Raw genomic sequence first — 19,392 nt, forward strand, 5'->3', positions numbered from 1 at the left:
TCCAACACATGTCCTCCTACCTTATCATTCTCATAAACGAAGGCTAGGTCGAAAGGATTTCATTTATTCCTTTTGCCCAGCCTTCAGCTCAAACATTAGCGCGTATGACGTCTACTTAAAATATGCTGTCCATTTTGTAAAAATTGACTGCGTGAACGACGCAGCTTTTCAATTCTTTCTTCAGCTAAGCGATCTGCTGCTAGATAGGTTGGAATGCCATCTCGTTTTGAGATTTCAACTACCTTTTCAATATTATCATAAATACCTTCAACTTTTTTCAGCGCACGCTCACGGTTATATCCAACTAGCTCATCAGCTACGTTAATAACGCCTCCTGCGTTAATAACGTAGTCCGGTGCATATACAATGCCTAATTCATGAATTAAATCACCATGACGCGTTTCTTTCAATTGATTATTAGCTGCCCCTGCAATAACTTTTGCTTTTATTTGAGGGATCGTTTCATCGTTAATCGTTGCTCCGAGTGCACAAGGAGCATAGATATCACATTCTACACCATAAATATCATTTGGGTCTACTGCTTGCGCACCAAATTCTTCTACCGCACGCTGAACAGCTTCTTTATTAATATCCGTTACAATAAGTTTCGCTCCTTCTTCGTGAAGGTGGCGGCATAAATTATATGCTACGTTTCCTACGCCTTGGACAGCTACTACTTTTCCTTCAAGCATATCTGTTCCAAATGCTTCTTTTGCTGCTGCTTTAATTCCTCGGTATACACCGTAGGCTGTGACAGGTGATGGATTGCCTGATGAACCAAAAGCAGGAGATACACCCGTTACATAATCCGTTTCCTCATATACAATATCCATATCCTCTACCGTTGTGCCCACATCTTCTGCTGTAATATATCGACCGTTTAATCCTTGAATAAAGCGACCAAATGCACGGAACATCGCTTCGTTTTTGTCTTTGCGAGGATCTCCGATAATAACCGTTTTCCCTCCGCCTAAATTCAAGCCTGCTGCTGCATTTTTATAAGTCATTCCGCGTGATAAACGAAGCGCATCTTCAATTGCAGCCTCTTCTGATTCATATGTCCACATTCTCGTACCGCCTAGAGCTGGTCCAATTGTTGTATCATGAATTGCAATAATGGCTTTTAAGCCTGAATCTTTATCTTGGCAAAATAATAACTGCTCATAATCGTATGTTTCCATATAGTCAAAAATTTTCATTGTTAGTGCCTCCTAAGAATTCTGTTGAGCGACGCTGATAGCGAGCGCCAGTGAGTATAATTTACTTTCTGATGAATCTGCTCTGGATGTTAAGACGACCGGAGCTTTTGCCCCCGCTAGAATAGCTCCAACTTTTGCTTTAGCAAAATAAATAAGGGATTTATATAAGACGTTCCCAGTTTCAATTGCTGGAACGAGTAATATATCTGCTTGACCGGCAACTTCGCTTTGAATGCCTTTTTGCTTGGCTGCTTCTATGTTAATGGCATTGTCGAGTGCTAAAGGTCCATCAATAACGCAGCCTTTAATTTGTCCTCTGCGGTTCATCTGTGTAAGAAGTGCAGCCTCTACTGTTGCAGGCATCAAAGGGTTCACAACTTCAACCGCTGCAATAGGAGCTACTTTGGGTACCTCTATCCCAATTGAGTGAGCAACGTTCACCGCGTTTTGAATGATTTGAACTTTCTCTTCCAGAGATGGCGTAATATTCATAGCTGCATCTGTTACAAGAATAGGGCGGTCATAGTAAGGAACGTCAAACACCGCTACATGTGATAAAACATTTCCCGTACGCAAACCATGCTCTTTATTTAACACAGCTTTTAAAATAAGCGATGTGGATAAATTCCCTTTCATTACGATATGAGCTTGACCTTGCTGAACTGAACGCACAGCCAATTGAGCCGCTTCTAAAACGGACTCCGTATGTACGACCGTCACAGCCTTATGAGTGAGTAAGGATGGGCGGTAATGCCTGAATAATTCATTAATTGTCGTTTCGTTGCCAAACAAAATAAATTCAGAAACTTCCCTTGACACAGCTTCATACACTGCCTCAATTGTTTCTAAGTCTTCAGCTGCAGCAACAGCAACAGTCAAAGAAGACTGCTTAGCAACCCGAGATAAGATGGTAGCAAGAGTCATGGAATGTTCGACCTCTCCTTTTTCATTCTTTCTTTTGCCCCTTTTTAAAGAGCATACTGCGCATTTATGCAGTCATCTAAAATACATGCAAGATTTGTGCCATCCCCTGCATATATTACATAATATAGCTGCTTATATCCGTTCTTACGCACAAAAAATTTTTTTTATTGATTCTAACAACAAACAGAAAAAAAGAATACCTCTCTATTTATATGCAATAAATTGCACACCATGCATTTTATTGCATGCTGTTATTTGCAAGATTGTATTTTTCCAACTTATAATACAGAGAACGCAGGGAAATATTGAGCTGTTTTGCTGTTTTCGTTCGGTTATACTCGTTTGCAAGCAACACTTTTTGAATAAGTTCAGCTTCATAATTTTCCATCATGTGCGCCAAAGTTTTCCCTTCGAATACTACCTCTTCGTTCATCTGATTTTTTTCTTTTTTGCCCTTGCCTTCAAGTGAAGGGAGATGAACAGAATCAATCATTGTTTCCGTATAGTGCATATAAATAATGGCTCTGCCTAATATGTTTTCAAGCTCTCTGACGTTTCCTGGCCAGTCGTATGATCTTAATGATTGTAAAGCCCGCTCTGTTACCCCTTCAACATGCCGGCCGTAATCTTGATTAATTTTTGTAATTAAATGCGTAACAAGTGCTCCAATATCCTCTTTTCTCTTCCGAAGAGGAGGTATGTGAATCGGAATTTTGTTTAGCCGATAATACAAGTCCTGCCTGATGCTTCCATCAGCCATTCCTTTTTCTAAATTCACATTCGTAGCTGCAATAACGCGAACATTCACCGGAACAGGAGTCGTTCCTCCAACGCGAATAAGCTCTTTTTCTTGAAGCACCCGAAGCAGCTTAGCCTGCATATGAGCTGAGAGCTCCCCGATTTCATCTAAAAAGATGCTACCGTTATTGGCTTCTTCAAAAACGCCTCGTTTCCCGCCTCGTTTTGCCCCGGAAAAAGCTCCTTCTTCATACCCAAAAAGTTCACTTTCAAGCAAAGACTCAGAAAGCGCAGCACAGTTGATCCGAACAAATTTATTAAACTTTCGGCTGCTCGCATTATGAATTGCATGTGCAAACAGCTCTTTACCCGTTCCAGATTCACCTCTAAGCAAAACAGTAGCTGGTGTTTTAGCAGCAAGTCTAGCCTGCTCAATTGCTAGCTGAAATTCTTCAGACTGACCAATGATATCAGCAAATGAATATTTCGCTTCAAGCGTTCGGATAATTTGACGCGCTCTTTTGAGTTCATTTGTAAGCTCTTGAATTTCAGACATATCATGAATAACGCCAACGCTGCCTTTTAATTTCCCATCGACAATAACGGGGGCAACATTCACAACTACGTCTCTTTTACTCGGACCAAGCCTCATTCTTACACCTCGAACAGGACGTCTTGTTTGCAGCACCTTCATGTGCATACTGTCTCCTTCAGAGATATCGGCAGTCGCGGGCTGACCAATAATATCCGTCTTTTTTAAACCCGTAATTCTCGTATAAGCAGGATTAATTAAAATCCCTCTTCCTTCTTCATCTACAACCGAAATAGCTTCTTCAGAAGATTGAATAATAGCTTGAAGCATAGTTTGTACTTCTTTTAAGTTCGTAACTTCTTCTGCCAACCCCACAACGTCCGTAATATCTTTAAAAATCGAAAAGGCCCCAAACAGCTCTCTATTCTCGTCGAGTATTGGTATTCTAGTCGTAATTACCTTCCGTCCGCTATCTAACACAAATTCACTATTTTGATCAATCGTTTTTGTATGAAGAACATCAACAAGTTTACTATTTGGAATGACTTCATGAAGATGCTTACCAATTACATCTCTGTGCGAAAAGTTCGTCAACCGCTCGGCACTTTGATTAAATAGCGTAATATATCCATTCCTATCAATCACGACCATCGCATCATGAGCCGCGTTAAAAATAAGATCATATTTATACGATTCTTGCTTTAACCGCTGAATTAACTCTTCTTTTTCCTCCATCAGATTGGCCATAATTTCAGCAACCAATCCCGGAACCACCAGTGCATCAGCAGGTTTGCTTCTCTGCAATTGTTGAAAAACGCCTTGTTTACCTGTTGTTTCAACAATGACGCCAAGCTGCTTTGTCATATAAGGCTCCCAATTCATTCCGGTTGAAATACCTTGTCCTTGCGCATGCAAAACAGCCGGCGCGTTAGCTCGTACGTCTACTACACCAATCACTTTCATAAATTCGGTTTCCAACAAGATTTTCAGAATAGCTAATCCGCCTTTTCCTCCTCCAACGATCAACACATTTTGCATATTTTTTCACCTTTTCTACTTAATATGTACATATTCCGTGCAAAATATTGCATATACCTATCATATAAAAAAAGAAACGCTCTTGACAATTTATTTAGTTCTTTTATGATTCAAGTATAACGGTTTCATAATGTAAACGCATTCATTTTTAAAAAAGAGAAGCGAAAGGAGCAGTTATGGTTCGAATTATCGCACTGCTAATCTTACTTATTCCTGGTATACTCGCTGGATATGGCATTAAACTGATGAGAGATATGCTTTTTGGCATCCTGCAATCCCCGTTCCCTTCTTTATTTTTGCAATTTTCAGTCGGCCTTCTGTTATTTGTAATCGGCCTTGGATTTGTTGCTGGCTTTATTCTGCACAGAGACCGCAAGCGAAACAAAGTTCAAAACAGATTTCAAAAAGATAAAAAAACATCGCATTAATGCGATGTTTTTTTACGAAAAACGCCCTCCAAATTGCTTCACCATTTTTTCAGGATAATCAGTAATAATGGATTCACATCCATATTTCCGAAGCTGCTCGGCTACTTTTACATCATTTACTGTGTAAGGCCGCACTGGAATTTGACAATCTTTTGAAGCGGCTACATTTACTTCATTCACGGTACGCTGATTAGGGTGAAGAGCTTTTGCGCCAAGATGCTGCGCATATACCCAAGGCTCATACATCGGATAAGAATATAAAATAGCTGTTTCAATCGTAGAATCCAAAGAACCAATTCGGGCTAAGCTGTTATGATTAAAAGATGAAATCATCGTTCGGTCCTTCATCTTGTATAAATAAATTAAATCCAGGACTTTCATTTCCAAGTATGGATAGTCAAATATATTGTTTTTTAACTCAATATTTACACTAATTCCTTCACTTGAAGCCCACTCCATTACTTCATTTAACGCGGGGATTTTACATACTCCATACTTTTTTTTGAATTTATAGCTCGCATCTAATTTTTGTAACTCTTGATACGTAAAATCTTTTACATACCCTTTTCCATTCGTCGTTCGATCTACTTTTTCATCATGAATTACAGCAAGTTCTCCATCCTTTGTCATATGCACATCAAGTTCAATTCCATGTGCTCCAACTCTCGCTGCTTCTTTGAAGGAAATCATCGTATTTTCAGGGAACGTTCCAGCTGCGCCGCGATGACCTATTACAAACATACTTGCTCAACTCCTCTATTATCACTTATTATTAACTTTAGCATTACTTAATAGTGAAAGCACGAATTTACTGTTTATACTTTTTCACTTTCATTACTTTATATGCAAAAGGAGGTTGTTGTGTATGAGACCACTGCAAATTTCACCGGATACAGCCGTAAAATTAGCCGAACAATTGAATATCCCTCTCGAGCAATTAATGCATATGCCTCAGCATATTTTACTGCAAAAACTCGCTGAACTAAATGCGGACGAAGATAAAAAAGGATCTGAATAACAGATCCTTTTTTCTTTCGAGTTTTCATTTCAAAAAATAGTATTACCTTCTCTTTTCATCCCCTATAACATATATTAGAATATTTAATAATATAAATGTATTTTTAAAAATGCTTTCAAATAAGTAATTTAATGCTTTTTTGTGTATATTTAATTATTTTTTGATTTTTCCATATAATTTCATTGACGAAATTATTGTTTTTCTACTAAAATAAAAATACATTATATTTATTCCAGTACTTATATTCTGATTTTTTGATCAATTCAAACAAAAGAATTAAATAGTATGAGAAAAATTTTAGGGGGACTTCATTATGCAAGCAGCTGTACAACACGAAAATCAGCAGCCAAAGGAGTCTAGGAAAAAACACCCTCCTGGACTGTACTTGTTATTCGCTACTGAGGCATGGGAAAGATTTAGTTATTATGGAATGAGAGCCATTCTGGTTCTTTATTTAACTGCTACCGCTGCTCAAGGTGGACTCGGGGTAGATAAAGCAACTGCACTGAGCTTATATGGAACATTCACTAGTGCTGTTTACATTACGCCGATGATTGGCGGATATTTAACAGACCGCTTCCTCGGAAGAAGGCTAGCCATCACGATCGGTGGTGTGATTATGGCGCTCGGGAATTTTTCCATCTTCATTCATCAAAGCGTAGCCGCTTTGTATATCGGACTTGCTTTATTAATTATCGGAAACGGATTTTTCAAACCAAATATCTCCACATTAGTGGGAGATCTGTATGAAGAAAATGATCCTCGCCGTGACGGTGCTTTCACTATTTTTTATATGGGTATTAACTTTGGTGCATTTTTCGCGCCGCTAGTTGTTGGATTAATGAGTTACAAATACGGATTTTTAACAGCAGCTATTGGAATGGTTGTTGGACAAATTTTATTTAACCTACTGGCTAATCGCTATTTAGGTGATATTGGGAAAGAACCTACAGGAAAAGTTCATGCAGCAGCATCTCAAACATCAGCTGCTCCTCTGACAGTACGAGAAAAGAAAAGAACGGTTGCTATCGTTATTCTAGCCTTTGTTGTTATTGCTTTCTGGACAGCTTTTGAACAGGCTGGAAGTTCTTTAACGCTATATGCTCAAGATCAAATTGATCGTCAAATAGGCGGTTTCACGGTTCCAACAGAGTGGTTCCAATCGTTGAATCCACTGTTTATCATGATTTTAGCACCAATTATGTCACTTGTTTGGTACAAGCTAGGAAATTCAAAACGCGGTGATTTCAAAACGCCAACAAAAATGGGTATGGGACTTGTAACAGTTGGATTAGGATTCTTAATTTTAATTCCAGCCGTTATGTATACTGGTAATGACCCAGCTTTAAAAGTAAATATCCTGTTCATGATTTTCACTTACTTTCTGCACACGCTGGCTGAGCTTATGATTTCGCCAGTAGGGTTGTCTATGGTAAGTAGACTGGCTCCATTAAAACTTGCTTCTCTGTTAATGGGCGTATGGATGGCAAGCTCTGCTGTTGCTAATAAACTAGCGGGTGTTCTGGCATCTTATACACAGTCGTTAGGTTATTTCGACATCTTCAGCTTAATCGGTGCTGTGACAATTGTACTTGGAATTATTGTTTTATTCCTTTCAAAACCGATTGCTAAATTAATGGATTAGAAAAAGCAGCCTTTTCTGAAGGCTGCTTTTTATCATTTACTTATGCATATCCCATTTAAGATATGTAGATAAATTTTTTTATGCATCTTCTAAATCTTTTTTCAAACACAAAGCCCTCATAACAATTAAATAAATTATCCCAATAAAATACCCCGCTACTGATATGAAGAGAAACAAGATGCACGTTCCCGTTAACCTCAATACCTTCATCTCTCAAACCAAAATAAAAGGACCCATGAATGATTAAAATTCATCGGCCCTGCAGTAAAAAGTTTATTGGTTTTCAGTTTAATATCTAGTGTAAATTCCAAAAGTTTATCGGCATGTACTCTGTATTACAAAAGGTATCAGTTCACTCAAAACCCCGTAATTCCAGCAGTCCTATCCCTTTCAACTCGCTTTATGTTCAAGGCGTAATTTATCCGCAACCATGGCGATAAATTCACTATTTGTCGGCTTCGCTTTTGACATGCTGACAGTATATCCGAATAATGAAGAAATGGAATCAATGTTTCCTCGGCTCCATGCTACTTCAATAGCATGACGAATGGCGCGCTCAACGCGGCTTGCTGTTGTATTATATTTTTTTGCAATATCAGGATACAGTACTTTTGTAATCGACCCAAGCAGCTCAATATCCTTATATACCATTGAAATGGCTTCTCTTAAATATAAATAGCCTTTGATATGAGCAGGCACGCCAATTTCGTGAATGATGCTCGTAATGCTTGCATCTAAATTTGCTGGTTTGCTGTCGCGATGTGAACGCATGGAAGAAGATGAACGTTGCATAAATGAAGATGTTTGTCCGCTAACTTGGCGAATATGATTCACTAAGTTTTCCATATCAAACGGTTTTAGAATAAAATAAGCAGCTCCTAAATCAACTGCTTTTTTCGTTACGTCTTCTTGCCCAAATGCTGTTAGCATAATGACATTTGGATAATTTTCTTTTTTCATTTCTTTTAACTGACCTAAAACTGCTAATCCATCTAGATGCGGCATAATAATGTCTAATACAAGAACATCCGGATCTTTATCTTTTAAAATGGATAAACACTCTTGTCCATTGTAAGCTACTCCGATTACTTCCATGTCTTCTTGCTCTGAAATATAATCTTCAAGCAAACCAATTAGTTCCCGATTATCATCAACCAAGCATACTTTAATTTTTTTCAATGCAGCTTCCTCCTCAGTCCTTTATGTTATACGTCGTTTCCTACGTGTCTCTATTCTTTATTCTAAAGGACAAATTCGACAATGCAACATTATTTCCTTTATTTTTTTAGAAAAAAGTCTTTTAAATGGAATTTATTCGATTTTCTCTTATTTTCTTTGTTTTTCGACGTTTTTCTCGTACATTTACGACAATAATTTTTATCAAAAAAAAGCGAACTAATGACAACATTAGCTCGCTTTTTTTCGATTATTTTTATAAATATCGATTCCTGCTTCGTTAAGCATCCATTCAATATGGACACCGTAACCCGAGGTAGGATCATTTACAAAAACATGGGTAACTGCTCCAACGACTTTACCGTTTTGAATAATCGGACTCCCGCTCATTCCTTGAACAATTCCACCTGTTTTCTTTAACAATTTAGGATCTGTAATTTTAATAACCATTCCTTTAGTAGCCGGAAACTTTTGAGGTATAGTACTCATAATTTCAATATCAAATTCTTCCACTTGATCATCATCTACTACCGTTAGAATTTTAGCCGGTCCTTCTTTTACTTGATGAGATAGAGCAATTGGCATCGCTTTATCCATTATTCCGTTTTCCATCGTTGAAGACAATTTTCCAAAAATACCAAAAGGACTATTTCGTGTAATATTTCCAATGATTTGTCTATCTTCAGAAAACCTCGCTAGCTTTTCACCGGGAACGCCGTTCGAACCTTTCTCAATTGATGTCACAGTCGAACGGACAATTTGTCCATCTTCTACTACGATTGGCTTTTTTGTATCCATATCCGAAATAACGTGGCCTAAAGCGCCGTATTTTTTAGATTTTGGATCATAAAAAGTCATTGTGCCAATTCCTGCAGCTGAATCACGGATGTATAAACCGATTCTGTAAGCATAATCCTGCTTATCTTTTAACGGATACAGCTTAGTGTCAAACTGCTTTTTTTCTCTTAAAATATGCAGATTTAATGGTTCACCCGTTTTCCCTGCCTGCTGAATAAACGGTGTAATATCACTCATTTTTTCAATGGTTTTACCATTAATCTTCGTAATCATATCTCCAACTTGAATACCCGCAATCTCGCCAGGAGATTTTTTACCTTTTGCTGTATCTACCTGATGATAGCCTACAACAAGAACACCCTTTGAATTTAATTTCACACCGATTGATTGTCCACCTGGAATGACTTTAAAATCAGATAATACCTGCACGTCTACACGCTTTACAGGAATACCGGCCAAATGAAGCATCAACTCTTCTTTGCCTACCTGTTTGCCTGCTACGGTCAGCTTCGCCTTGTTACTTGTTACATCGTAAACAGGTGATGAAGCTTCTACGCTAAGCGGTAATGTCGTATTAATTTTTTCTTTTTGCTGTTCAAATAAGACGATTTGTTTTGGAATGTGTATATATTGTTGCACAACTGGAATAAATCCTACAAAAATGAACGAAACAAGGAGAATCGCACCAATTATATGTCTGTATCGATTTTGCATGTTTTCACTCTCCTCGCTTCCTCGCCTAAATGGCTACACATTTAATTTAGCCTTCTTAGAGCGCATTTATAACAGAAGTTCCGAGAAAAATGAAAAGAAGTGCAAGGAAACATTTTCAGTTCCTTCATTTTGTATAAAAAAACACCTTTAACACATACTGTTACGTGTTAAAAGGTGTTTTGTTACATGGTCTGCTTCATCTTATCCGCTAAATCTAAAAGCTCTTTGGCATGTTCCTTCGTTAAGCTTGTAATTTCAGCTCCTGCAATCATTCGACCAATTTCTTTTACTTTTTCATCAAGAGTTAATGGCAGAACAGACGTCGTTGTACGATCACCTTTTATCTCTTTAGCGATAAAGAGGTGAGTATCTGCCATAGCTGCTACCTGCGGCAGATGAGATATACAGAGAACTTGTGAATCAACAGAAATGGCATGGATCTTTTCACCGATCGATTGAGCTACTCTTCCACTTACGCCTGTATCAACTTCATCAAAGATAATGGACGTCACACCTTGATGCTTAGAAAAAATGCTCTTTAACGCCAGCATAATTCTTGAAAGCTCTCCTCCTGAAGCTACTTTTGCAAGAGGCTTTAACGGTTCACCTGGATTGGTAGAAATATAAAATTCTACGCTGTCAATGCCGTCTTTTGTGAATTTTATTCTTTCTCCATTTACTTCAACGTCATTTTTACCTGCATTTACGACAGAGAATTTAATTTGAAATACGGTCTTAGCCATATAAAGTTCTTGAAGCTCATGATGGATGCTATCCGTTAACTCTTGAGCAAGTTTTCTTCGAATAGTTGAAACATTGTTAGCTTCTACTAATAAATCCTGCGCTACGCTGTCTAACTGTTCTTTGATCTTGCTCACATGCGTATCTCGATTTTCAATACGATCAATTTCATCTTCAATTTGTGCAGCATATTCTAGAATTTCATCTACGCTTTGACCGTATTTACGCTTTAAGTGATTAATTTCATTTAAACGCGCTTCAATAAAGTCTAAGCGTTTGGGATCAAATTCTAATAAATCAAGCTGCTGACGAATTTTATAAGACGCGTCTTCTAGCTGATAGAAACTCGATGAAATGATTTCAGAAATATCGGCATAGTTTTTTTCCAGTGACGAAATATCCTCCGTATGATTCATGGCTACGCCTACCCAATCTAAACCTTGATGCTCACCGTGCAGCGCATTGTACGCATCGTTTAATGACGTATAGATCTTTTCAAAGTTAGAAATCTTCAAACGCTCTTCATTTAGTTCCTCGTCTTCGTTCAGCTGCAAATTTGCCGCTTTGATTTCATCTAATTGAAATTGAATAAGATCTAGGCGGTGCGCCATCTGCTGCTCATTTTCAGTTAATTGATCCAACTGTTTTTTTAACGATGTATACCTCGAAAATACCTCTCGATACTCCGTCAAAGCCTCTTCTACTTGTTCTCCTCCATACTGATCAAGAAGAGTTAAATGACGATCTTGATTCATTAAGTCTTGGTGCTCGTGCTGTCCATGTATATCAATTAACGTTTGTCCGACTTCACGTAGGATAGCTAACGTGACGAGCTTACCGTTGATCCGGCAAATACTTTTCCCATTTGTGGTAATGTCTCGGCGAAGCACAATCATTCCATCTTCCACTTCTAAACCGACTTGTTTAGCTTTTTCATGACTTGGATGCTGTTCTTCATCAAATAAGAAAAGCCCTTCGATTTCGGCTCTGTCTGTTCCGTGGCGGACGAACTCCGAAGAGCCTCTTCCACCTACTAACAATGAAATGGCATCAATAATAATTGACTTTCCCGCTCCTGTTTCACCTGTTAATACCGTTAAGCCTTTTTCAAATGAAACAGAAAGTTCATCAATAATCGCAAAATTTTTAATGGATAATTCAGCTAACAACCTGCTTCACTCACCTTTATAACATTTCTAAGAATCGGTCTGATATAATTTGCGTATCTTCAGGAGTACGGCAAATAATCAAACATGTATCGTCTCCACAAATTGTTCCTAATATTTCGTCCCAGTCCAAATGATCAATTAATGCGCCAATCGCATTTGCATTTCCCGGTAATGTTTTCATCACCAACATATGCCCGGCTGAATCAATTTTTACAAATGCGTCCATAAGAGAGCGCTTTAACTTTTGTAAGGGATTAAAACGCTGATCTGCAGGCAAACTGTATTTGTATCGACCGTCCATCAAAGGCACTTTGACTAAGTGCAGTTCTTTAATATCACGAGAGATTGTTGCCTGTGTTACATTAAAACCTTGGTTTTTTAAAATATCTACCAATTCATCCTGTGTTTCAATATCATTATTCGTGATAATATCACGAATTTTAATATGTCTTTGCCCTTTATTCATGTTGGCACCTCACATTAATATGTAATCTTCTTTTTGTTTTGTTGTTTATAAGTCTTTCACTAATTAAGTATCATAATGTGTTCAACTTGATTATGCACCTTTTGTATAAAGAGTCATAATCAAATCGCCAATGCTAAGTCTTTGCTTAACATTGGCCATTATTACTTTTTCTCTTTTAACGTTTTATGTGCTTCTTCGACCACTTCACGCACAGTAAGCGGAGCTTGATTGTCACCAAGTTCACGCTCGCCTTTCCAGCGAAGGTGAAGAAGAAATTCGATATTTCCATCTCCTCCTGTTATCGGTGAATACGACATGTTATATACATCGTATCCTTGACGAAGGGAGAAATCCACCATGCCTTGAAGGACTTCTTCATGCACTTTTGAGTCACGCACGATTCCTTTTTTCCCAACTTGCTCTCTTCCAGCCTCAAACTGGGGCTTAACAAGCGCAACAACATCGCTGTGTGGAACAAGAAGTGTTTTTAACACAGGGAGAATGAGTCTTAAGGAAATAAATGATACATCGATAGAAGCGAATTCAGGCAAGCCTCTTGATAAATCAGCTGGGGTCACATAACGGAAATTTGTTCGTTCCATTACTTCTACTCGCTCATCCTGACGAAGCTTCCAAGCTAGCTGATTATAGCCTACGTCTAGCGCATAGGACATCTTCGCTCCATTTTGAAGCGCACAATCGGTAAAGCCTCCAGTAGAAGAACCAATATCAATCATGATTTTATCCGCTACATGGACATTAAATTCTTTAATTGCTTTTTCAAGCTTAAAGCCGCCTCTGCTGACATAAGGCATCACTGCACCTTTAATTGTCAGCGGCGTATCACGTTCAATTTTCTCTCCCGGCTTATCCAAACGGACTTCATTCGCATAAACAAGTCCTGCCATCACTGTACGCTTTGCTTTTTCTCTTGTTTCAATCAAACCTCTTTCTACTAATAATACATCTACTCGTTCTTTTTTTGTCACTTAACTTCAAGCCTCTTTTGTATTGGTGTTACGAGTTTTTTAACTCGATTTATAATCTCTTCTTTGGTTAAGCCAATTTCTTCTAAAAGTTTTGTTACGCTGCCGTGCTCGATAAAGCGATCTGGAATCCCCATACGTTCAACGCGCGTATCATAATAGCCGTGCTCTGATGCAAACTCTAACACCGAGCTTCCAAAACCGCCTTGAAGTACCGCTTCTTCCACCGTAATCACAGGCTTATTAGTTTGGAAAATTTCGTGAAGCATTTTTTCATCCAGCGGTTTAATAAAACGAGCATTGACCACTTTGACGCTGATTCCTTGCTTCTCAAGTTCTGCTGCTGCATCCATCGCCATTGAAATCGTTGTACCAAACGTTAAAATGGTTGTATCTGAACCTTCTTTTAATACGTCCCATGTACCGATCGGAATGTTTTTCAGTTCTGAATCTAGTTCAACACCTAATCCGTTTCCTCTCGCATAGCGCATGGCAATCGGACCTTCTTCATAAGTCAAAGCAGTATGAACCATGTGCTGGCCTTCATTCTCATCTTTTGGCATCATAATAACAAGGTTAGGCAAATGACGTAAGAATGCAATATCAAACACGCCTTGATGCGTTTCACCATCAGCACCTACTAGCCCAGCGCGATCAATCCCAATAAATACATTTAGCTTCTGGCGGCAAATATCATGAACCACTTGATCGTATGCACGCTGTAAAAACGTAGAATAAATAGCTAAAAAGGGCTTCATATTTTGAGTTGCAAGACCCGCTGCCATTGTTGTAGCATGCTGCTCTGCAATCCCAACATCAAACATGCGATGCGGAAACTCTTTTTGAAACGCTTCAAGTTTTGAACCTACAGGCATTGCTGGCGTTACTGCTACGATACGCTCATCTTCTCTAGCCATTTTCAATACCGTATCACTTACTAATTTACTCCAAGCAATCGGAACATTTTTGTCTTTAATAAAGTCACCGGACTCAATTTTATATGGGCCTGTACCATGCCACGCTCCGCTTTTATCGCTTTCCGCTGGCAAGTACCCTTTCCCTTTTTTCGTAATCACATGGATCAGTACCGGTCCTTTTGTTTTCTTTGCATATTGTAACGTTTCCAATAAATCGTCATAGCTATGGCCGTCAACCGGCCCTAAATACGTAAAGCCAAGATCTTCAAAGAACATGCCTGACACAACCATGTACTTTAGGCCATCTTTTACACGTTCTGCCGTTGCCGCAAGCTTACCGCCTACCGCAGGCACTTTTTTCAGTAAGACTTCAAGCTCATCTTTTACCCAGTTGTATTTGCCCGCCGTGCGCAAACGTCCCAGAATGCTGTGTACAGCCCCCACATTAGGAGCGATAGACATTTCATTGTCATTTAAAATAACGGTCATATCCGTTTGCTCGTGCCCGATGTGGTTAAGCGCTTCAAGAGCCATACCACCTGTTAAAGCTCCGTCACCAATGATAGGAACAATGTGCGCTTTTGTTTTTTGCAAATCTCTTGCTGCAGCCATTCCCATTGCGGCTGAAAGAGATGTAGAACTATGTCCCGTTTCCCATACATCATGCTCACTTTCATCTCGCTTCGGAAAACCGCATAACCCTTTATATTGACGGATTGTATCAAACTCTCCCGCTCGTCCTGTTAAAATTTTATGGACATATGACTGATGCCCGACGTCCCATAAAAATTTATCTTTTGGACTGTCGAACACTTTATGGAGTGCAAGCGTTAACTCAACAACCCCCAAATTTGGCCCTATATGACCACCAGTTGCAGAAAGCTTTGTAATTAAAAAACGACGAATCTCTTCACTTAGTTCTTCTAATTGTGTTACTGACATCTTCTTTAAAAACTCAGGATTTTTTATCGTTGTAAGATCCAAGGTGGATCACTCACTTTCGTACTTGTTATAAAGTTACCTTAATACATTGTCTATTGTTTTATACGTATAGTCAATTTTTAGTATTTCCTTATTACTTACAATACCTTTGATATTCTATCAGTAAACCAGTGATATTCAAAGGAAAACAGTGAAAAAATAGCCGCTAACACAAATGTGATAACGGCCACCAAGATATTGTATATGTCTTTCAAACCTATGCACTACGCTTTTATACAGTAGTAAAATCATTATAGCATAGCCCCTATGGGGACTCAATCTTATTTTACTGTATCACTCAAAAAACCTGACAGAAATCGTCATTAACTATCACGTTTTGCTATATATAAACAAATTTCTTCTAGTAATCCGTGCTTAATTTGAGCTTGACGTAACGAAAGAAGTGCTTGTTCAACATGATACTGTAACTTTTCTTTGGCCGCTTCCATACCTAATAAAGAAGGATATGTCGTTTTTTCATTTTCTGTATCACTGCCAATTGGCTTTCCTAACTTTTCTTCAGACCCTTCCACATCCAAGATATCATCTTGAATTTGAAACGCTAACCCTACATGCTTACTGAATTCTTCTAATAATTCTTGCTGTAGAGGCGTAGCTTTTGCAAGAATTGCTCCTGCTTTTACACAAAATCCTAGCAGCTTCCCCGTTTTATGAAGGTGAATATATTCAAGCTCGTCTAGCGTGAGCTGCTTTTTTTCGCCTTCCATATCTGCAACCTGTCCGCTGATCATACCTTCTGTTCCGCTTGCTTTTACCAGTTCTGTAATGAGTTCAAGTTTCATATGTGATGTAATTTCAGGGTGTGCCGCCTCAGAAATGAGCTGAAAGCTATTTGTTAAAAGAGCATCTCCAGCTAATATAGCCGTTGCTTCGCCGTACACTTTGTGATTGGTCGGTTTTCCTCTTCTTAAGTCGTCATCATCCATACTAGGTAAATCATCGTGAATGAGCGAATATGTATGAATCATTTCCACTGCACAGGCTGTTTCTAATCCCATGCTCTCGTCTTTTCCAAATGCATGTAGCGTTGCAAACAACAGCACTGGGCGAAGTCGCTTTCCTCCTGCCGTAAGCGAGTAAAGCATGGATTCCTTTAAGTTAACCGGAGCATGTAATGCTTTTACGACTTCAGGCAAGCGTGTTTCTACTCGATCTTTTGTAAAAGAAATATACTCTTTTAAATTCATTTCATTCACCATCACTCTTCCTCCTGTACCGAGAATGGCTCAAGCGTTCCGTCTTCACGTAAAATAGTTTCCATTTGTTTTTCAATATGCTGAAGACGATCGTGACAGAATTTTGAAAGAGTCATTCCTTCTTGGAATTGTTGAATTGCTTCTTCTAAAGGCACGTCGCCTTCTTCTAGCTTATTTACGATGGTTTCTAACTTCTCCATCGCCTCTTCAAACGTATACTCTTTATTTGTCGCCATTTTTCATCGCTCCTCTATTTTCGAAACTTCACACTGCAACTGTCCATCGGTCAAACGAACGTTTACTACATCACCTTTGGATACTTGTTTGGTTGATTTAATTAACTCTTTTTCTTTATCGTATACCAAGCTGTAGCCTCTTTCCATTGTTTTTAATGGACTAAGCGTATGTAATTTTGACGTTGCCGTGGCAAATAAAAGCTGTTTTTGCTTTAGCAGCTGCTGCATCTCTTTTGTCAGCATTTTCGTCAACTGCTGTTGACGGTCTGCGGCTTTCGTTAACTGATGCGCGGGGTGATTTCGCAACAAAGCGGCTGTTAGCTGCTCGTAGTTCGTCCGTTTATGCTCAATGTACCTTCTACCTTCACGATAAAAACGCTCCATCAGCTGATCTAACTGCTGCTCTTTTTGCTCGACCAACTTTTGGGGATAACGAAAAGCATATGATTTCTGAGATCGTTCAAGCCTGCGGCTACTAGACTGAAGCATCTCTTTCATCGAACGAAGAAGACGGATATTTCGCTGAGTCAACCTTTCCGTAATTTCACTGATATGAGGTACAGCCAACTCCGCAGCACCCGTTGGAGTAGGGGCTCGCAGATCTGCTACAAAGTCTGCAATTGTAAAATCGGTTTCATGTCCAACCGCTGAAATAACGGGAATAGTAGAAGTGAAAATTGCGCGAGCAACGCTTTCTTCGTTAAACGCCCAAAGCTCTTCAATTGACCCGCCACCGCGGCCGACAATTAATACGTCTGCTTCTTTACGACGGTTCGCTTCTTCAATTGCCTTTATGATAGACGGTGCCGCATTCACTCCTTGAACAAGAGCGGGCATAACAATAATGTTCGCGTTATATCTGCGCTTTAATGTCGTAATAATATCACGTACGGCGGCTCCAGTAGGAGATGTAATCACACCTATTGTTGTTGGATACTTCGGAAGTTTTCGTTTTCTGGCAGGATCAAACAAGCCTTCTTTTTCCAGCTTTTTTTTCAGCTGTTCGTAGGCCAAGTATAAGTTTCCAACGCCGTCAGGCTGCATTTCTTTTACGTACATTTGATAATTTCCGCTTGGTTCATAAACCGAAATTTCAGCTCGAATAAGTACATTCATTCCTTCTTCAGGCTGAAAATTAAGCTGACGGTTATGCCCAGCAAACATAACGGCTGCGATACGAGCATTTTGATCTTTTAAGGTGAAATACATATGTCCTCGACTATGACGTTTAAAGTTAGAAATTTCTCCTTTAATCCATACATCTTGCATGTGAGGGTCTACGTCAAACTTGCGCTTGATGTATCGCGTAAGAGCCGTAACGGTTAGATAACGCACTTCACTCATCATTTCGCCTCCTTTGCAGTCACCCTCTCCCCTTTATATAAAGGAGAGAAGCATGTTAGTCACTTGATTTGGCAAGATGAACGTTTATTTAGATAAAGCTGTTAACACTTTAGACAATACGCCATTGATAAACTTGCTTGATTGATCATCGCCAAATGTTTTTGCTAATTCAATCGCTTCATTTAACGTAACGCTCGTAGGAATTTCTTCTTCATACTTCATTTCGTATACGGCAATACGCAGGATAACGCGGTCTACAGTAGCTACGCGATCTAACGTCCACTTTTCTAAGTGATTGCGTAAAAGTTCATCAATTTCTTGCTGATGCTCAACCACACCTAGCACGAGACTTTCTAAAAATTGATCAGACTTTTCATTTTGTACAACATTTCCGATTGCCTCCATTGGCTCGGTTTGCCCTAAATCATGCTGAAATAGTGCTTGTAGTGCTTTTTGGCGTGCTGTATGTCTTTTCATTATTTTTGCTCCTTTATTTATCTTCTTCAACTAGTATACCTAGATAATAGCATAGTTTATGAAACGATACTTCATTGTTCTTATACGAAGTTTGTAGAACACGAAAAAGACCGTCTTTATGACGAGACAGTCTTTTTCACTTTACCATAGCTTGTGTTGAAAAGGAACAAGTAATCATACGTTATTCCATTTTAGCAACAGCCGTTAGGTAAACGTTTGTTTTATTCAACTTCTTCAATATCAGTTCTTTGCGTATCAAACTGAATCCCTACGATATGAATGTTTACTTCATCGAGATCAATAGCTGTCATATTTTTAAGGGCTTGACGAATGTTATCTTGTACTTGCTGCGCTACATTTGGAATAGACACACCAAACTTCATCATACAAAATACGTCTACTTTTATCCCGTTTTCTGTTAAGTCCACTTTTACACCTTTACCGTGGTTTTTCTTTCCTAGTTTCTCCACAACGCCAGCTGCAAAATTTCCTCTCATTGCAGAAACGCCTTCTACTTCAGAAGCAGCAATACCCGCAATGACTTCAATAACCTCAGGAGCAATTTCTACTTTGCCAAGAGAATTTGGGTGTTCTTCCATTTCTAATACATGATTTTCATTCATGTACAGCACCTCCTATAGTTTATAT

At 38.9% G+C, this 19,392-nt stretch carries 18 protein-coding genes; 3 read left to right on the plus strand and 15 right to left on the minus strand.

The features are described 5' to 3' along the window. Positions 1 to 95 precede the first annotated feature (95 nt). The 3 genes from bcd to N178_RS22680 form a co-directional block, all read right to left on the minus strand. Positions 96 to 1,199: a branched-chain amino acid dehydrogenase gene (gene bcd, locus N178_RS22670; protein ID WP_013059125.1), complete on the minus strand. Its 1,104-nt coding sequence runs from the start codon at positions 1,197 to 1,199 to the stop codon at positions 96 to 98. Between the two features lie 12 nt (positions 1,200 to 1,211). Beyond that, on the minus strand, positions 1,212 to 2,123 hold the full coding sequence (gene yqiS / locus N178_RS22675; protein WP_045295079.1) for a phosphate butyryltransferase: 912 nt from the start codon (positions 2,121 to 2,123) through the stop codon (positions 1,212 to 1,214). A 238-nt stretch (positions 2,124 to 2,361) separates the two neighbouring features. Continuing rightward, complete coding sequence (locus N178_RS22680; RefSeq protein WP_045295080.1) at positions 2,362 to 4,431, minus strand: sigma-54 interaction domain-containing protein; 2,070 nt, start codon at positions 4,429 to 4,431, stop codon at positions 2,362 to 2,364. A 176-nt stretch (positions 4,432 to 4,607) separates the two neighbouring features. Between N178_RS22680 and N178_RS22685 the strand changes: the two genes are divergently transcribed. Continuing rightward, the gene (locus N178_RS22685; protein WP_045295081.1) at positions 4,608 to 4,859 is read left to right on the plus strand and encodes a DUF2627 domain-containing protein; all 252 of its coding nucleotides are present in this window, start codon (positions 4,608 to 4,610) and stop codon (positions 4,857 to 4,859) included. Positions 4,860 to 4,871: 12 nt separating this feature from the next. Here the strand turns inward: N178_RS22685 and N178_RS22690 are convergent, their stop codons facing one another. Further along, positions 4,872 to 5,600 carry a glycerophosphodiester phosphodiesterase gene (locus N178_RS22690; RefSeq protein WP_045295082.1) on the minus strand — a complete coding sequence of 243 codons (729 nt, stop codon included), beginning with the start codon at positions 5,598 to 5,600 and terminating at the stop codon, positions 4,872 to 4,874. 124 nt (positions 5,601 to 5,724) lie between these two features. Between N178_RS22690 and N178_RS26420 the strand changes: the two genes are divergently transcribed. Together N178_RS26420 and N178_RS22695 are read left to right on the plus strand one after the other, a co-directional pair. Then, entirely contained in the window at positions 5,725 to 5,877 is a 153-nt protein-coding gene (locus N178_RS26420; RefSeq protein ID WP_080564743.1) for a YycC family protein, read from the plus strand. Between the two features lie 313 nt (positions 5,878 to 6,190). Continuing rightward, positions 6,191 to 7,522, plus strand: coding sequence for a peptide MFS transporter (locus N178_RS22695; RefSeq protein WP_045295083.1), 1,332 nt, complete (start codon positions 6,191 to 6,193; stop codon positions 7,520 to 7,522). A 390-nt stretch (positions 7,523 to 7,912) separates the two neighbouring features. Here the strand turns inward: N178_RS22695 and spo0A are convergent, their stop codons facing one another. From spo0A to N178_RS22750, 11 genes are all read right to left on the minus strand, one after another. Next, positions 7,913 to 8,701, minus strand: a complete 789-nt coding sequence (gene spo0A / locus N178_RS22700) for a sporulation transcription factor Spo0A (RefSeq protein ID WP_013084985.1) — start codon at positions 8,699 to 8,701, stop codon at positions 7,913 to 7,915. 228 nt (positions 8,702 to 8,929) lie between these two features. Further along, positions 8,930 to 10,210 (minus strand): SpoIVB peptidase, encoded by a 1,281-nt coding sequence (spoIVB, locus tag N178_RS22705; protein WP_028411587.1) that lies wholly within the window; start codon positions 10,208 to 10,210, stop codon positions 8,930 to 8,932. A 182-nt stretch (positions 10,211 to 10,392) separates the two neighbouring features. Next, the gene (gene recN / locus N178_RS22710) at positions 10,393 to 12,120 is read right to left on the minus strand and encodes a DNA repair protein RecN (RefSeq protein WP_045295084.1); all 1,728 of its coding nucleotides are present in this window, start codon (positions 12,118 to 12,120) and stop codon (positions 10,393 to 10,395) included. A 16-nt stretch (positions 12,121 to 12,136) separates the two neighbouring features. After that, entirely contained in the window at positions 12,137 to 12,586 is a 450-nt protein-coding gene (ahrC, locus tag N178_RS22715; protein ID WP_013059136.1) for a transcriptional regulator AhrC/ArgR, read from the minus strand. A 161-nt stretch (positions 12,587 to 12,747) separates the two neighbouring features. Continuing rightward, positions 12,748 to 13,575 (minus strand): TlyA family RNA methyltransferase, encoded by an 828-nt coding sequence (locus tag N178_RS22720; protein WP_029714773.1) that lies wholly within the window; start codon positions 13,573 to 13,575, stop codon positions 12,748 to 12,750. Next, positions 13,572 to 15,473, minus strand: coding sequence for a 1-deoxy-D-xylulose-5-phosphate synthase (dxs, locus tag N178_RS22725; protein WP_045295086.1), 1,902 nt, complete (start codon positions 15,471 to 15,473; stop codon positions 13,572 to 13,574). The genes N178_RS22720 and dxs overlap by 4 nt, the downstream gene beginning before the upstream one ends. A gap of 320 nt (positions 15,474 to 15,793) precedes the next feature. Then, complete coding sequence (locus N178_RS22730; protein ID WP_045295088.1) at positions 15,794 to 16,690, minus strand: polyprenyl synthetase family protein; 897 nt, start codon at positions 16,688 to 16,690, stop codon at positions 15,794 to 15,796. After that, entirely contained in the window at positions 16,690 to 16,923 is a 234-nt protein-coding gene (locus tag N178_RS22735) for an exodeoxyribonuclease VII small subunit (protein WP_045295090.1), read from the minus strand. Before N178_RS22735 ends, N178_RS22730 begins: the two co-directional genes overlap by 1 nt. Positions 16,924 to 16,926: 3 nt before the next feature. Further along, the gene (xseA, locus tag N178_RS22740; protein WP_045295092.1) at positions 16,927 to 18,267 is read right to left on the minus strand and encodes an exodeoxyribonuclease VII large subunit; all 1,341 of its coding nucleotides are present in this window, start codon (positions 18,265 to 18,267) and stop codon (positions 16,927 to 16,929) included. 84 nt (positions 18,268 to 18,351) lie between these two features. After that, positions 18,352 to 18,744 (minus strand): transcription antitermination factor NusB, encoded by a 393-nt coding sequence (nusB, locus tag N178_RS22745; protein WP_045295094.1) that lies wholly within the window; start codon positions 18,742 to 18,744, stop codon positions 18,352 to 18,354. A gap of 221 nt (positions 18,745 to 18,965) precedes the next feature. Next, positions 18,966 to 19,367 (minus strand): Asp23/Gls24 family envelope stress response protein, encoded by a 402-nt coding sequence (locus tag N178_RS22750; protein WP_045295095.1) that lies wholly within the window; start codon positions 19,365 to 19,367, stop codon positions 18,966 to 18,968. Between the last annotated feature and the right edge of the window lie 25 nt (positions 19,368 to 19,392).

The sequence above is a fragment of the Priestia aryabhattai B8W22 genome (assembly GCF_000956595.1).
GTDB lineage: Bacteria > Bacillota > Bacilli > Bacillales > Bacillaceae_H > Priestia > Priestia aryabhattai.